Origin of the sequence: Streptomyces sp. NBC_01450 (genome assembly GCF_036227505.1) — a bacterium.
Classification (GTDB): Bacteria; Actinomycetota; Actinomycetes; order Streptomycetales; family Streptomycetaceae; genus Streptomyces.
On the sequence record NZ_CP109480.1, the window covers coordinates 7,332,955 to 7,348,229 of the forward strand.

The following is a 15,275-nucleotide window of genomic DNA, read 5'->3' on the forward strand; positions in this document are numbered from 1 at the left end:
CGCCCTTTCGCGGCCTCAGGCCGATCCTGCCCCCTGTGGCGGGGCCGGGAACGGGACGACGGCCACTGTTACGTTGTCGTGGCCCCCGCCGTCCAGGGCGTGACCCACCAGGACCTGGGCGCTGTGCAGCGGCCGCTCGGCGGCGTCCAGCGGCACGACCTCGGCCATCTCCTCGGCCGCCTCGGCGTAGTTCCACAATCCGTCGGTGCACACCACCACTACACCCGGCCGGTCCGGCTTGAAGGAAGCGGTGTGCGGCTCCAGTTCGTACGCGTCCGCGCCGAGCCAGCCCGTGATGGCGTGGGCGCGCTCGTCGGCGTACGCCTGCGCCTCGCTCATCAGGCCCGCGGCGACCATCTGCGCGGCCCAGGAGTCGTCCTCGGTGAGCCGGGCGGGCGGTGTGGCGCGGTCCACCGGAACCCAGTAGGCGCGGCTGTCGCCGACCCAGCCGACGATCAGCAGGGTGGGGGTGACGACCGCGCCGACGAGCGTGCAGGCGGGCGCGTTCTGGTGCGGGGCGTGCTCCTCGTGTGCGGGGGGCGCCTCCGCCAGCGCGTTGACGGCCTCGGCGGCCGCGAGGATCGCCTCGTGCATGGCCTGCTGCGGGTGGGTGCCGAGCGGCAGCGCCGCCAGCAGCGCCTCGTTCGCAGCGCGGGACGCGGCGAGCGAGGCCTCGTCGGGGCGGGTCGCCGAGGAGACCCCGTCGCAGACGATCGCGACGACCGCGGGGGAGCCGTCCGGCAGCGCGGTCGAGGAGATCGCGAACGCGTCCTCGTTGCGGTGGTGGCGCAGACCCCGGTCGCTGACCGCGGCCACCGCACCCAACTCCTGTTCCATGTGGTCCCGTTCGCGCGGCTGGGCGTGCCCGCAGTTCTCGCAGTAGCCGTCGCTGTCCACATGGCCGGAGCGGCAGGCGACGCACAGTTTGGTGCCCGCGGGGGGCGTGACGGATGCGCCGAGGTCCGCGGTCCGCGGATCGACAACCGGACCGGCGGGGGCTCCGGCCGGCGGGGCGAGCGGGTACTCGTCGGGCTCCGGGCGCCGGTCGAACCGCACGCCTGAAGGCTGTGCGCCTGACGACTGTGCGCCCGAAGGCTGTGCGCCCGAAGGGTGCCCGCCCGGCTGCTGGACCCCCGCGGACTCCGTGTCCGGGTGGGGGAGTTCGGAGCCGCCCGAGTCCAGGCCCCGGATGTCGGCGGCCCGGTGCACCGGCGCGGGCGTGTCGGAGCTCGCGGGCTCCGGTGCGTGGGGCCAGTCCAGGGACGCGGCGGCCTCGGAGGGGCGTGGCGACGAGCCGTTCATGGTGATCGTGGGGTGGTCCTGGGGCGGTGCGGGCACCGCCGACAGGTCGTACCCGCACGCACCGCAGAAACGGTCACCCGCCTCCAGGGGCTCCTCGCAACTGGGGCACCGCGAAAGGGCCGTGGGCTGGGGCATCTGGGACATCAATCACACCCACGTCCGGGGGCGGTAACGGTTGGCACGTTCCACCAGGTCGATCCTTTCCTCGCCGCCCTGCGCGAGGCGGGCCAGCGTGCGGTACGAGCGCTCCAGCGCGAAGCGCAGACCGCGCTCGTCCACCTCACTGCCGAGCAACACCCGTCCGCCGCCGGAGTGCGGGGCGGAACTCTGGCTACCGGAGAGTACCCAGTCCAGGGCGCAGCCTAGGACCTCCGTCGACAACTGCTCGCGTCGCACCGCGTCCAGACCGTATCCGTCCAGCGCCTCGACCTGGCCCGCGGCGGCGGTCAGATCGTCCAGGAACGCCGCTGCCGCCGCCTCCTCGGCCAGCCGCTGCCGCAGCCGCGCCCGCACCGCGGCGACCCGCGCCGCCGTGTAGTGGATCGACGACTCCGGTACGGACTCCAGAGTGCGCACGGAGCCGCGGCGCTCGCCCGCCGCGAGCTGGACGCGGGCCAGGCCGAACGCCGAGCTGACATAGCTGGGGTCGGTCGTCCACACCAGGCGGTAGTACTCGGCCGCGTTGTCCAGCTGCCCGAGCACCTCCGCGCACAGGCCGAGCGCCAGCTTCGGCGCGGGCTCGCCCGGGAAGGCATCGTAGATCGCGTCGAAGGACAGCGCCGCGGTCTCGTGCTCCCCGGTCGCCAGCGCCGCGACGCCCCGGTACCAGACCACCCGCCAGTCGTCGGGGTGGTCCGCCTCCAGCGCCTCCAGCGCCCTGCTCGCACTGGCCAGTTCACCCATCTCCAGGCGGGCCCGCAGCTCGCGCAGGCGCAGCTCCAGGGAGCCGGTGGGCGCCGCGTGCAGCGCGGTGATCAGCTCCGCGGGCGCCGAGGCCATCAGGCCCGCGAGGAAACCGGCGTTGGGGTCGCCCGGGTCGACGCGGGGGACCGGCAGCGCGAGCGCGGTGGCCGCGGCGTTCAACGGCTTGACCAGAGTGGCCGGGGCCGGGGCCGGGGCGGGCGCCAGGGGGAGCGGCGGGGTGCCGTTCGCCCCCGCTCCGTTGCTGCCGGGGGGCGGCGCGGACGCGCGCTTTCTCCCTCGTAGGGGCACCACCCGCGCCCCCAGGCGCGACACGTCTCCGTCCAGCTTCCCGAACAACTCGGTGTCCGTGACCTTCAGTTCCGGCCCGAACAGGGTGGACAGGGCCGGGCGTGCCCGCCCCGTCTGGAGGGACACGACCTCCCTGAGGACACCCGTAAGCTGCTCCGCCATCTCCTGCGCGGACGCGAACCGGCGCGCCGGATCGGGATCGGTGGCGCGCACCAGGAGCCGGTAGAAGGACTCGTACGTCCGGAAGACCTCGATGTTGTCGGGGTCCGGCAGCGAGTCCACGAAGACGTTCGTGTACCCCTGGAAGTCGAAGGTCAGCACGGCCAGGGTGCGGGCGACCGTGTAGAGGTCGCTCGCCACCGAGGGACCGACCTCGGCCACCTCCGGCGCCTGGTAGCCCACCGTGCCGTAGATGGCCGACTCGTCGTCGTCCATCCTGCGCACCGCGCCCATGTCGATCAGCTTGAGCTGGTCCTCGGTCTGGATCGCGTTGTCGACCTTGAAGTCGCAGTAGAGCAGATTGCGGCTGTGCAGATGGCCGAGCGCCTCCAGGGCCTCGATGCCGTACGCGCAGGCCTGCTCCACCGGCAGCGGATCGCGCTTCCCGTCCGCCGTCCGGCGCCCGTTGGCGATCTCCTTCAGCGACTTGCCGCCCACGTACTCCATGACGATGTACCCGTCCAGCGAACCCGTCCGCTGGTCCAGGTGCTCCACGAAGTTGTAGATCCGCACGATGTTGGCGTGCTCGATCTCCGCGAGGAAGCGCCGCTCGGAGATCGCCGCCTCCATCGCGTCCTGGTCGCCGGTGTCGAGCAGACCCTTGAGGACCACCCAGCGGTCGGAGACCGCCCGGTCGACGGCGAGGTAGACCCAGCCGAGCCCGCCGTGCGCGAGGCAGCCCACCACCTCGTACTGGCCGTGCACGATGTCGCCCGCGTGCAGCTTCGGCACGAACGAGTACGGGTGCCCGCACTTGGTGCAGAACCCCTCGGTGCGCCCCGCCCGCTCACCACGCGCACGGCCCACCGGCGCCCCGCAGTCGGAGCGCGAGCAGAACCGCTTCCGCTCGGGCACCTCCGGGTTCTCCAGCACCATCGCGCGCGGGTCGGGCCGCGGCACGTCCGGCACCTGCACCAGGCCGGCACCGAGCCGGCCGCGGCCACTGGAGGCGGCGGTCGAGCCCGAACTGCGCACCGACACCGAGCGGCCGGTCGCGTTGCCGGACAGCGAGCGCGACAGACGTCCGGAGACCGAGCGTCGCGACTGGGAGGAACGCGAGGAGGTACGGGAACTGGAGCCGCGGGAACTCGCCCGCGAACTGCTGCTGGAGCCGCGCGAGCTCTTGCCGCCCGCGGTGAGTCCGGTCGGGGGCGAGCCCACCATCCCTCCCCCAGAGGGGGGACCCCCAGCCGAGACGACGGGTGCCAGGCCGCACGTGTCGCAGTACAGCTCGCCGCCGCCCACGTCCTCGTACGATCCCGGGCAACCGGGCCGCTGGCACTTCTGCTGCTCACTCACACTGCATCACCTTCAACGCTCACGCGTGGGGCCCCCTACGGTCGGTGGGGCCGCCCTGCTCGGGCACCCGCGGGCTGAGCAGATCGGCGGCGGCCCGCTGATAGCGCAGCACCGCCTCCCCCGCCACCCGCAGATCGCAGGGCGCGCTCCACAGCATGCGCCGGGCCGCGTCGTAGCGCTCGATGAGGAACGGGTCCTCCGCGAGGCCGTGCCGCGCCACCTTCGCCTTGTACGCGTCGAGGCGGCCGCGCAGCTCCGCGCGGACCGCCAGCGGCGCGGTGACCGCGGTCAACGACTCGCGGGCGCGCAGCAGTTCGTCCTCGGCCTTCTCCTCCAGCGCCTCCAGGAGCGGCGAGAGACGGTGCCACTGGGCGTGTCTGCGGTACTCCGCGGCCGTCGCCAACTGCTCCTGCAGCGCCGTCGGCGGCCCGCTGACGGCCGGCACCTCGGACGCGGCGATCTTCGCCAGCACCTCGCCGCGGGCGCTCCTGGCCTCCGCGAGCGTGCGGTCGGCGCGGCTGAGCACGTCCCGCAGCCGCACGAGCCGGGCCTCCGCGTCCTGGCGGACGGTGAGCACCGCGTCGATCTCCCGGCGCACGTCCTCCAGGGCGCGCGCCTCGCGGTCGTACGTCGTCGTGTCGGGACGTCCGCCGCCGGGTGCCGAACTGCCCTTCGCGGGCGTCCAGAAGGCCAGCGGGTCGGAGACGACCTGCTGACGCAGGGTGCTCAGGGTCCGGGTGATCCGCTCCAGGTCGTCGCCGGCCGGGTGCTCACCGGGGCGTACGCCCACGGAGTGCGCGAGCTGGCGGGTGCGCTGGAGCTCCGCGGCCAGTAAATCGATCCGGGCGGGCAGCGCGGACCAGACGGCGTCCGCGGCGACGACCATGTCGAGGGACGACGCGTACAGCTCGTTCATCCGGTCCACCAGCGCCACCAGCGAGAACCGCTCGCTGAGTTTCCCGGTGCCGGCGAGCGTCGGCGCGTTCGCCGCGGCGGTGGCCGAGCCGGCGACCGTGATACTCGCGCCGCGCAGCAGCTCGGTCAGGTCGACCAGGTCCTCACGGCTCGACCAGCGCCGCCGCGCACGGATGTCACGGGCGGAGCGCAGCGCGTCCGTGTACGCGTCGAAGTACGCCCACAGCAGCGTGATCGACGCGTCCGCGGTCGACCAGCGCTCCTTGGTCGTACCCGTGAGCTCGGCGCCCTCGAGGAGTCTGCGGCCCGCGTGGTCCTGCAGGGCGAGGAGCGAGGTCTCGATGGCCTCGTGCTCCGCGCCGAGCCGCGCCAGCGCACGGTCCACCTCGTCCCGGTCCATCACCGGCCCGGGGGGTCCCGTGACGCCCATCGATCACCTCTCGCTCTCGGTCGTGCCCATTGTCCGCGTTCCCGCCGGCAGCGTTGTCCGCGCTGCCGCTACCCGGTTTCCGTCACTTGTAGTGCGCCGTGGGCGGAGTCTCCGACGGGGAGTCCGCCTTCAGGGTCGCGGACAGCCACTTGGTGTAAGAGGCCTGCCAGCCACCGCTCTTGCGGTAGTCCACGAGCACCTGGTTGACCCGGCGTACCAGATCGTCGGCGCCCAACTTCATCGCCACGCCGTAGTAGTCGTCGGTGAACGTCTTGCCCTTCAGCTCGACCGTCGGGTCCTGCGCCGCCTGGCTGGCGGCGAGCGCGCCGTCGGTCACCACGGCGTCGACCTGACCGAGCTGCAGCCGTACCAGGCAGTCGAGTTGGTTGGGCACCGTGGTGGTGATGTCCGTCGAGGAGGCGAGCGTGCCCGCCTTCTTGTCGGCCGACAGCCTGTCGTGCGCCGTCGAGCCCGCCGCCGAGCAGATCCGCTTGCCCGCCAGCGACTTGTCGTACCCCGTGATGTCCGAGGTCTTGGGGGCCAGTACCTGCTGTCCGGTCAGGAAGTACGGGGCCGAGAAGGCCACCTCCTTGAGGCGCGTGCAGGTGATCGTCATGGTGCGCACCACCATGTCGACCTTGCCGGACTTGATCGCGGGGATGCGCTGGTTGGTGGGGACGGCGCGGAAGCGGACGGCCTTCGGGTCGCCGAGGATCTCCTTCGCGATCTCGTGCACGAGATCGATGTCGAAGCCCTCCAGGTCGCTGCTCTTCGCCGTGTTGTTCGGATCGCGGTAGCCCCAGCGGTAGCTGTTCTGGTCGACGCCGACCGACAGATAGCCGCGCTGCTTGATGGCCGCGATCGTCTTGCCGCTTTCGTCGGCGGACGGGGCGGGGCTTTGGTCCTGCGGGTCGGTGCAGGCGGCGGCCTTCGCCTGGATGCCCCGGGCCACGCCCTGGCCGCCGGTGCCCGTACTGCCCTCCCCGTGGGCGCTGTTCAGCGGCAGCGACAGGGCGAAGACCGCGGTGACGACCAGGGCGAGGGCCATCGCACCCACGCCGCCCCAGCCCTTCAGGCTCGCCCTCAGACGTCGTGCGGTCATCGCCATGCCCCCTTTCACCGCTCCCCCTCTCACCGGTACTCCGAAAGCCTGCGACCGATGCCCAGCAGCGCGCCCGACGCGGCCAGCACCGCGAGGACGGCCGCGCCCGCCGGGAGCCCGCTCATCGCGTCCCGGCCGTTGCCGGCCGCCTGCTTGAACTCACTCTCCTCGTGCGTCAGCGCCGCCGCGAGATTCCTGTCCACGCCGTCGAAGCACTCGCCGGTCGGCTCGTCGGCCTTGGAGCCGATCACCTTGTTCAAGGCGCCCTGGTAGTCACCCCCGTCGTCGGCGTCGCGGGCCTCATGGTGACGGAGCTTCCAGGTCTTCATGTTGGCCGTCGCGGCCTCGACGGGCTGCTGGCCCGCCGTGTCGTCGGCGAGGCCCTCGGCCAGTGCCAGACCCTTGGTGAGGGTCTTCATGTCCTGCTGGAAGTCGTAGTCGTAGAGGTCCACGGACTCGGTCGCGGACACCTGCTTGGTCTCCGCGCCCCGGCTGACCAGCGTCAGGTTCTCGTTGCCCCGCGCCTTCAGGGAGGCGATCCGGGCGTCGTGCAGCGCGTTCAGCGAGCGAACCCCGTGGTTGTACGAGGAGTTCAGTCCGGCCCGGGCCACGCTGTGCCCGACCACCAGCCAGAGCAGCACGACCGCGGAGGCGGCCGTGGCGGCGACCAGTCCCTGGTTCAACACCCGGTTCGTACGGTGGTAGTGGCGCCGCTGGGCCCAGAAGAGCCCGCCGAGCGCGAGGACCCCGAGACCGATCGCGGCCCACGGGTAGGGCTTCGCGTCGGCGTAGTCGGCGCTCAGCCGGGCGTTCTCCCGCGTGTAGAGCTCCTGGGCCTCGGGGAGCATCTCGCCCTGCATCTTCTCGTTCGCGTACCGCAGATACGCGCCGCCGAGCGGATAGCCCTGCCGGTTGTTGGCGCGGGCCCGCTCGATCAGGCCCTTGTACTCCGGCAGCAGCTTGTTGAGCTTGGCGATGGTGTCCGCGGAGGGGGAACCCGGGTCGGAGTTGGCGGCGGCCGTGATCAGCCCCTGCGCGGCCGTCCGGATGTCCTTCTCGTACCGGTCGCGGGTGTCCGCGCTCTCCTGGCCGCCCGCGAGGAAGCCGCTGGAGGCCGCGGTGTTGGCGTCCGCGAGCGAACGGTAGATGTCCGCCGCGCCGGCGCTCAGCGGCTGGCTGCTGTGCAGCACGTCGTCCGCCGCGTTCGAACGCTCCGTCATCTGCCAGGCGGTGACCGTGCCGAACGCGACGACCAGGAGGGCGAGCACGGCGCCGATGAGGCGCAGCCGGCCCGGTTCCGTGGTCGCCGCGGCGCGCAGGCGGTCCACGCCCTCCGCCCAGGCGGTGCGGCGTGCGGGGGTGGCGTCGGGCGTGGCGGGTCTGCCCGGCGGCGAGGAAGGCCCGGACCGCGGCGCCGTCGCTGTCGCGCCGTGCTGTGCCGCTGTCGCGCCGGACTGCGGCGGGACAGCCGGCATCGTGGGCGTGGCCGGCTGCCCCGGTGGCGCCGGGGTGCCCTTCGGCGGTTGTGTCACTTGACCTCCCCCATGGTCATCCGTCGGTCACCTCCCCCGCGTACGCGGGAGCACGAAGAGAGGTGCACGGCCGCAAGTATCGCCGCCGGGGCTGACATCCGCACAGGCCTTGACTGGATCTTGTTCGGATTGCAGCCCACCCTTCGTACAGTGGTGGCCCGTTCGGACGGCAGCGCGATCTCGGCGCTTCGCGCCACCCCCCTGACCATGAATACGCCGCCGGTGTGTGTTCGGTTCCCTTTCGAATGTGCCGGTATTGGGGTGTGTGCGAGGGGTGCGCTTTTCGGGTGCGGGTGGGTGGGGGCTGGTCGCGCCCACGCGGCGGAGCCGCAGATGTCACAGCCCCGCGCCCCTAAAAGCCTGGGGCGAAGCCCCTCAACCCCCCTCGTAGAAGGCCCGTACGCGGGTGTGGACCTCGGCGGGGGCGTGGAGGTGGTCCAGGCCCAGGAGGGCGGCGCCCAGTACGGGGCGGGACGAGACCACCTGGGGGACCGCCTTGGGGGCCTGGGCCGACAGGAGTTCGCGGATCCGGTCGTCGAGCTGGGGATGGCGGGCGGCAAGGACCCCGCCGCCCAGCAGGACGGGGGTCTCCTCGGCGAGGAGGTCGAGGCGGGTCAAGGCGACCGTGGCCATCGCGACGACCTCGTCCGCGAGCCGGTCCACGAGAGCGCGAGCGATCTCGTCACCCTCCGCCGCCGTGGCGAACAGCACCGGAGTCAGTTCATGCCGGCGGTCGTGCTCGAGGTGCTCCAGGTGCAGCGCCTCGATCAGGGCGTACATGGACGGCAGACCGAAGTGCGCGGGGAGGGAGTGGGAGAGGGCCGTGGGGCCGCCCCGGCCGTCCTCCGCACGGGCCGCGTGCCACAGAGCCTCCTCCGCCAGGCCCCAACCCCCGCCCCAGTCCCCGGAGATCCGCCCGAGCGCCGGGAAGCGGGCGGTGCGGCCGTCGGGGCGCATGCCGACGCAGTTGATGCCGGCGCCGCACACGACGGCGACCCCGCGCGGCTCCGCCACCCCGGCGCGCAGGATCGCGAACGTGTCGTTGCGCACCTCCACGCTCGTGCCCCACGCGCGCGCGTGCAGCGCGGCCGCCAACTGCTCCTCCTCCACGGGGAGATCGGCGTTGGCGAGGCAGGCCGAGACATGGGCCACGGAGTCGACGCCCGCCTCGGCGAAGGCCCGGGCGACGGCCTCGCCCACGGCGTCCACGGCCACGGCGACCCCGACCACCGGCGGCCGGAACCCTCCGCCGCGCGCGGCCCCGACCACCCGCCCGTCCATGGACACGACCGCGACGTCGGTCTTGCTGTTCCCCGCGTCGATGGCCAGGACCATGCCCGCGGGGTCGGATCCGGCGGCCGCCTTGGCGCCGGGTCCGGATGACGTCATGCCCACGCGAGGTGCTCCCGGTTGTGCGCGATCAGTTGGTCGGTGAGGGCGTCGGCGTACTCGTACTGGCCGATGAGGGGGTGGGCGAGGAGGGCCCGGAAGACCCGGTCGCGACCGCCGCGCAGGGCGGCTTCCAGGGCCAGGTCCTCGTAGGACGTCACGGCGGCCGTCAGCCCCGCGTACAGGGGGTCGACCGGTGGGACCGGCAGGGGTGTCGGGCCGTGCGGACCGACGGCCGCCTGCACCTCGATCACGGCGTCGTCCGGGAGGAAGGGCAAGGTGCCCTTGTTGTAGGTGTTGACCACCTGGTAGGGGCTGCCTCCCCCGCCGAGCAGCGCGGCGGCGAGGTCGACGGCCGCCTCGGAGTAGTAGGCGCCGCCCCGCTTGGCGAGCAGCTCCGGCTTCTCGTCGAGCGCCGGATCGCCGTACATCTTCAGCAACTCCCGCTCCATCGCGGCGACCTCCGCCGCCCGTGACGGTTTCGTCCGCAGCTCTCGTACGACCTCGTCGTGCGCGTAGAAGTAGCGCAGGTAGTAGGAGGGGACCACGCCCAGGCGGTCCACGAGGGTGCGGGGCAGGCGCAGGTCGTCGGCGATCGTGTCGCCGTGCTCGGCCAGCAGCTTCGGCAGGACGTTCTCGCCCTCGGGGCCGCCGAGGCGCACCCCGGTCTCCCAGCTGAGGTGGTTGAGGCCCACGTGGTCCAGATGGATGTCCACGGGGGCGACCCCGAGCATTCCGGCGAACTTCCGCTGGAAGCCGATCGCCACGTTGCACAGCCCGACCGCCCTGTGGCCCGCCTGGAGCAGCGCGCGCGTCACGATCCCGACCGGGTTGGTGAAGTCGATGATCCAGGCGGCGGGGTTGGCGCGGCGGACGCGCTCGGCGATGTCCAGGACGACCGGGACCGTACGAAGGGCCTTCGCCAGGCCGCCCGCGCCCGTCGTCTCCTGGCCGATGCAGCCGCACTCCAGCGGCCAGGTCTCGTCCTGCTGACGAGCCGCCTGGCCGCCGACGCGCAGCTGGAGCAGGACCGCGTCGGCGCCTTCGACGCCCGCGTCCAGGTCGGAGGTCGTGACGATCCGGCCGGGGTGCTCCTGCTTGGCGAAGATGCGTCGCGCCAGGCCGCCCACCAGCTCGAGGCGGTCGGCGGCGGGGTCGACGAGGACCAGCTCCTCGACGGGCAGGGTGTCCCGCAGCCGGGCGAAGCCGTCGATGAGTTCGGGGGTGTAGGTCGACCCTCCGCCGACCACGGTGAGTTTCATGTGTGTGTCAACCCTTCACTCCGGTGAGCGTGACGCCCTCGACGAATGCCTTCTGTGCGAAGAAGAACACGAGGATCACGGGGGTCATGACCAGCACGGTCGCGGCCATGGTGAGGTTCCAGTCGGTGTGGTGCGCGCCCTTGAACGACTCCAGGCCGTAGGAGAGGGTCCAGGCGCCGGGGTTCTCGGAGGCGTAGATCTGCGGGCCGAAGTAGTCGTTCCAGGCGTAGAAGAACTGGAAGAGGGCCACGGCGGCGATGCCCGGCTTCGCCATCGGCAGGACGACCTTCAGCAGGGTCCTCAGGTCCCCGCAGCCGTCGACCTTCGCCGCGTCGAGGTACTCGTTCGGGATGGTCATCAGGAACTGGCGGAGCAGGAAGATGGAGAACGCGTCGCCGAAGGCCATCGGGATGATCAGCGGCCACAGCGTGCCGGACAGGTCCAGCTGTTTCGCCCAGAAGAGGTACATCGGGATGATGACGACCTGCGGCGGCAGCATCATCATCGAGATGACCAGCATCAGTGACAGGTTCCGGCCCCGGAAGCGGAACTTGGCGAGGGCGTAGGCGACCGGGATCGACGACACGACCGTCAGGGCGGTGCCGGCACCGGCGTACAGCAGGGTGTTCTTCCACCAGGTGAGGAAGCCGGGGGTGTCGAAGACCTTCTTGTAGTTGCCCCACTCCCAGGTGTGCGGGATCAGATCGCGGCTGAGTGCCTGCGAGTCGCTCATCAGGGAGGTCAGGAGGACGAAGACGAAGGGCAGGACGAAGAAGAGGGCGGCGGCGACGCCGAGGGCGTGGATCGCGACCCACTCCAGGAGGGCCTTGCGGCGGGCGGTGCGCTCGGCGGGCGAGACCGGGGCCCGCAACTCCACGGGCTTGTCGAGTACTTGTGTCATGGGTTTCAGTCACCTGCCTGGATGAGACCGCCCCGGCGCCGCATCAGGAACGCGGTGAACACCATGGACAGGGCGAACAGCACGAGCGCGACCACACAGGCGGAGCCGTAGTCGAAGCGCTGGAAGCCGAGGTTGTAGACGAGCTGCGGCAGGGTGAGCGTCGACTTGTCGGGGTAGCCGGGCTCGAACTGCGTACCGGCGCCCTGGATGACGCCCGACGCGACCTTCCCGGCGATGAGCGGCTGGGTGTAGTACTGCATGGTCTGGATCACGCCGGTGACCACGGCGAACATCACGATCGGCGAGATGTTCGGCAGCGTGACGAACCGGAACCGCTGCCACGCCGAGGCGCCGTCCAGCTCCGCCGCCTCGTACTGCTCCGTCGGTACGTCGAGCAGCGCGGCCATGAAGATGACCATCAGGTCACCGATGCCCCACAGGGCGAGCAGGGTGAGGGCCGGCTTGGACCAGGTGGGGTCGTTGAACCAGCCGGGGGCCGGGATGCCGACCTTCTCCAGGATCGAGTTGACCGGTCCCGTACCGGGGTTGAGGAGGAAGGCGAAGGCCATCGTCGCGGCGACGGGCGGGGCGAGGTAGGGGAGATAGAAGAGGGTGCGGAAGACGCCCGTGCCCGTCCTTATCTTCGTGATCAGCAGGCCCACGCCGAGTCCGAAGACGACCCGCAGGCTGACCATGACCAGCACCAGCCACAGGGTGTTGCGCAGCGCGGGCCAGAACAGCGGGTAGTGCTCGAAGACGTAGGTCCAGTTCTTCGTCCCGCTCCACGTCGGCGGTTTGAAGCCGTCGTAGTGCATGAACGAGAAATAGACGGTCGAGATCAGCGGATAGGCGAAGAAGACCGCGAAGCCGATCAGCCACGGCGACATGAAGGCGAGGGTGCGCAGCGCCGATCGGCGCCGCTTCGAAGCCAGAGTGACGGTGCTCATGGTCGTGGGTTACTTCGCCTGCGCGATGTCCGTGTCGATCTGCGCGGCGGTCGTCTGCAGACCCGCCTTCAGATCCTTCACCTTGCCGCTCTCGTAGTCGTATCCGAACTGCTGGATCGTCACGAGGTAGGTGCCGCCGTTGATGGACGCGGGAGTCGTCGTCGAGTTCGGGTTCGACGCGATGTCCAGGAACGTCTTGAAGCGCGGGTCGTACTTCAGCTTCGGCGACTTGAGCGCGGCCAGCGTCGAGGGCACATTGTGGATGGCGTTGGCGAAACCGACCACCGCGTCCGTGTCCGTGGTCATGTATTTGACCAGTTCCCAGGCCGCGTTCTGCTTCTTGCTGGTGGCCGCGATGCCCGCGATGGTGCCGGTGATGTACCCCTTGCCGTACTGGGCTGCCTGGTCGTCGGGAACGGGCAGCGGGGCGACGCCGATCTCGAAGTCCGGCTTGGCGTCCTCGGCCATGCCGAGCCGCCATTCGCCGTCCAGCTGCATGGCGACCTGGCCGGTGTGGAAGGGGTGTTTGGGGCCCCATTCGTCACCGAGCTTGGAGCGGTACTTCTCCAGCTTCTGGTAGCCGCCGAGTTCGTCGACGAGCTTCTTCTGGAGGGTGAATCCGGCGGTGAAGGCGGGGTCCTTGGCGAGGGTCGACTTGCCGCTGCTGTCGAAGTAGGTCGGGGAGAACTGGCCGAAGTAGTGCTCGGTGGTGGTCTCCCAGCCGTGGTAGGTCGGCATGAAGCCGAGCTGGGAGTAGGAGTCGCCCTTGGAGACGGTGAGCTTCTTGGCGTCCGCCTCGAATTCGGACCAGGTCTTCGGGGGGCTGGAGATCCCGGCCTTCTCGAACGCGTTCTTGTTGTAGTAGAGCCCGTACGCGTCACCGAGCAGCGGCACCGTGCAGCGGTTGCCGTCGAACTGGGTGTACTCGTTCATCGCCTTCGGGAAGGTCGTCGCCGGGTCGATCTTCGCCTTCTTGAAGAAGGGGTTGAGATCGACGAGCGCGCCGGAGGAGCAGAACTTGCCCACGTTGTTGGTGGTGAAGGAAGAGATCACGTCGGGAGCCTTGTCGCCGCCGGAGCGCAGGGCCTGGTTGATCTTGTCGTCGGTCATGTTGGCGACGATGTTGACGTGGATGTTGGGGTGCGTCTTCTCGAAACCCGCGACCAGGGCCTTCACGCCCGCGATCTCGCCGGGCGCGCTCCAGGCGTGCCAGAAGTTGATCGTCGTGTCCTTGGAGGCGTCGTCGCTCGCGCCCGAGGACGACTGGCCGGTACAGGCGGTGGTGAGGAGGGCGAGCGAGGCGGAAGCGGCGAGAGCAGTGGCGACTTTCCTGGATATTCCGGGCATGGTGGGATCTCCCTAGGGCAGGGCAGGGGTGGTGGTGTTCGCGGGACGGTTCGCGGAGCGGGGGAGTCGGTCGAGGGGTGGGCTCGGTGGCGGGTCGGACTCGGTGGCGGGCGGGACTCAGCGGGAGGTGTCGAAGACCTCGTCGCGGGTGGCCGCCAGCGCGCTCTCCAACGCGCCGCGCAGCACGGGGTGTTCGTGTACGTCGCCGACCACGAGGCGCGGCCTGGAGGCGGCCAGCTCCTCCAGCTCGGCCTGCACCAGGACGCGCAGCGGTTCGCCGCCGGCGGTGAGCGAGGCGCCGCTGAGCACGACGAGTTCGGGGTCGAGCACGGAGACGAGTGAGGCGAGACCGGTGGCGAGACCGGTCGCGTACGTCTCCAGGAGCCGCAGGTGCGGCCCCTCGTTGATACGGGCGGCCTGTTCGACGAGGGCGGCGGCGACCTCGGCGTAGGGCCCGGCCGGCACCGGCTGGATGCCCAGCTCGCGGGCGAGCTTGGGGATGGCCTGGGAGCCCGCCAGCTCCTGGTAGCCACCGCTGTTGGCCTTGGTCACCTGGCGTACGAGGGGTGCCCCGGGCACGGGCAGGAAGCCGACCTCGCCCGCGCCGCCGGTCCAGCCGCGGTGCAGTCGCCCGCCGAGGACGAGGGCGGCGCCGAGGCCGCCCTCGTTCCACAGCAGCACGAAGTCCTCGTGTCCCCGCGCCGCCCCGAGCCGCTGCTCGGCGATGGCCACCAGGTTGACGTCGTTCTCGTACTCGACGGGCATCGGCAGCGTGGCCGCGAGCTCGTCGAGGATGCTGGGGGAGTGCCAGCCGGGCAGGTGGGAGGCGTACCGCAGGCGGCCGGTGTTGGGGTCGAAGGCGCCGGGTGTGCCGATGACGAGCCGGTGGACGTCGCCGCGGGCGAGCCCCGCCGCCTTCACCGCGCCGTCGAGGGCGTCGGTGACCTGGCGTACGACGGGGTGCGCGGGGTGCCGGCCCGGGGTGGGCAGCTCGTACTCGCCCACGGTGCGGCCGGTGACATCGGCGACGGCGGCGAGGATGCGCGCGGGGGTGACGTCCAGGCCCGCCGCGTGGGCGGCCCTCGGATTGACGGCGTACAGCTGGGCGTTGGGACCCGGCCGGCCCTCGCTCGTGCCGGTGGCCAGCACGAGTCCGGCGGCCTCCAGCCGGGCGAGGAGCTGGGAGGCGGTGGGCTTGGACAGCCCGGTCAGCTTCCCGATCCTGGTCCGTGAGAGCGGTCCGTGCGCGAGCAGCAGATCGAGGGCGGCGCGGTCGTTCATGGCGCGCAGGACGCGCGGGGTGCCCGGCGTACCGGCGGATCCTGCCATGTTTGTCGACACCTGCCTTTCAACTGCCCAGTCGCTCAGCTTCCCAGGGTGGCCGCGGGGAAGTCCACTGCAAGATCATTGTTAGGAAG

Annotated in this window: 11 protein-coding genes; all 11 read right to left on the reverse strand. The window is 71.3% G+C overall.

Annotated elements, in window-relative coordinates; genetic code table 11:
* Positions 1 to 15 precede the first annotated feature (15 nt).
* The 11 genes from OG568_RS32645 to OG568_RS32695 all read right to left on the reverse strand — a co-directional run bounded on the left by OG568_RS32645 (position 16) and on the right by OG568_RS32695 (position 15,186).
* Entirely contained in the window at positions 16 to 1,449 is a 1,434-nt protein-coding gene (locus OG568_RS32645) for a PP2C family serine/threonine-protein phosphatase (RefSeq protein WP_329534135.1), read from the reverse strand.
* Positions 1,450 to 4,032 (reverse strand): serine/threonine-protein kinase, encoded by a 2,583-nt coding sequence (locus tag OG568_RS32650; protein WP_329534136.1) that lies wholly within the window; start codon positions 4,030 to 4,032, stop codon positions 1,450 to 1,452.
* Positions 4,033 to 4,051: 19 nt separating this feature from the next.
* Positions 4,052 to 5,377: a hypothetical protein gene (locus OG568_RS32655; RefSeq protein WP_266582517.1), complete on the reverse strand. Its 1,326-nt coding sequence runs from the start codon at positions 5,375 to 5,377 to the stop codon at positions 4,052 to 4,054.
* Positions 5,378 to 5,459: 82 nt separating this feature from the next.
* Complete coding sequence (locus OG568_RS32660) at positions 5,460 to 6,479, reverse strand: glutamate ABC transporter substrate-binding protein (RefSeq protein WP_329534137.1); 1,020 nt, start codon at positions 6,477 to 6,479, stop codon at positions 5,460 to 5,462.
* Between the two features lie 29 nt (positions 6,480 to 6,508).
* Positions 6,509 to 8,011, reverse strand: coding sequence for a hypothetical protein (locus tag OG568_RS32665; protein WP_443077801.1), 1,503 nt, complete (start codon positions 8,009 to 8,011; stop codon positions 6,509 to 6,511).
* A gap of 375 nt (positions 8,012 to 8,386) precedes the next feature.
* Complete coding sequence (locus OG568_RS32670; protein ID WP_329534138.1) at positions 8,387 to 9,400, reverse strand: N-acetylglucosamine kinase; 1,014 nt, start codon at positions 9,398 to 9,400, stop codon at positions 8,387 to 8,389.
* The gene (locus OG568_RS32675; protein ID WP_329534139.1) at positions 9,397 to 10,662 is read right to left on the reverse strand and encodes a 6-phospho-beta-glucosidase; all 1,266 of its coding nucleotides are present in this window, start codon (positions 10,660 to 10,662) and stop codon (positions 9,397 to 9,399) included. The genes OG568_RS32670 and OG568_RS32675 overlap by 4 nt, the downstream gene beginning before the upstream one ends.
* Before the next feature lie 7 nt (positions 10,663 to 10,669).
* The gene (locus OG568_RS32680; RefSeq protein ID WP_266413886.1) at positions 10,670 to 11,563 is read right to left on the reverse strand and encodes a carbohydrate ABC transporter permease; all 894 of its coding nucleotides are present in this window, start codon (positions 11,561 to 11,563) and stop codon (positions 10,670 to 10,672) included.
* 5 nt (positions 11,564 to 11,568) lie between these two features.
* Positions 11,569 to 12,510, reverse strand: coding sequence for a carbohydrate ABC transporter permease (locus OG568_RS32685; RefSeq protein ID WP_266624762.1), 942 nt, complete (start codon positions 12,508 to 12,510; stop codon positions 11,569 to 11,571).
* Positions 12,511 to 12,519: 9 nt separating this feature from the next.
* On the reverse strand, positions 12,520 to 13,857 hold the full coding sequence (locus tag OG568_RS32690) for an ABC transporter substrate-binding protein (RefSeq protein WP_329534140.1): 1,338 nt from the start codon (positions 13,855 to 13,857) through the stop codon (positions 12,520 to 12,522).
* A gap of 117 nt (positions 13,858 to 13,974) precedes the next feature.
* Positions 13,975 to 15,186, reverse strand: a complete 1,212-nt coding sequence (locus OG568_RS32695) for an ROK family transcriptional regulator (RefSeq protein ID WP_266650763.1) — start codon at positions 15,184 to 15,186, stop codon at positions 13,975 to 13,977.
* Between the last annotated feature and the right edge of the window lie 89 nt (positions 15,187 to 15,275).

Coding starts and splice junctions, on each gene's coding strand:
- OG568_RS32655 (WP_266582517.1), bottom strand. CDS start 5,377: ATGGGCGTCACGGGACCCCCCGGGCCGGTGATGGACCGGGACGAGGTG.
- OG568_RS32660 (WP_329534137.1), bottom strand. CDS start 6,479: ATGACCGCACGACGTCTGAGGGCGAGCCTGAAGGGCTGGGGCGGCGTG.
- OG568_RS32670 (WP_329534138.1), bottom strand. CDS start 9,400: ATGACGTCATCCGGACCCGGCGCCAAGGCGGCCGCCGGATCCGACCCC.
- OG568_RS32675 (WP_329534139.1), bottom strand. CDS start 10,662: ATGAAACTCACCGTGGTCGGCGGAGGGTCGACCTACACCCCCGAACTC.
- OG568_RS32680 (WP_266413886.1), bottom strand. CDS start 11,563: ATGACACAAGTACTCGACAAGCCCGTGGAGTTGCGGGCCCCGGTCTCG.
- OG568_RS32685 (WP_266624762.1), bottom strand. CDS start 12,510: ATGAGCACCGTCACTCTGGCTTCGAAGCGGCGCCGATCGGCGCTGCGC.
- OG568_RS32690 (WP_329534140.1), bottom strand. CDS start 13,857: ATGCCCGGAATATCCAGGAAAGTCGCCACTGCTCTCGCCGCTTCCGCC.
- OG568_RS32695 (WP_266650763.1), bottom strand. CDS start 15,186: ATGGCAGGATCCGCCGGTACGCCGGGCACCCCGCGCGTCCTGCGCGCC.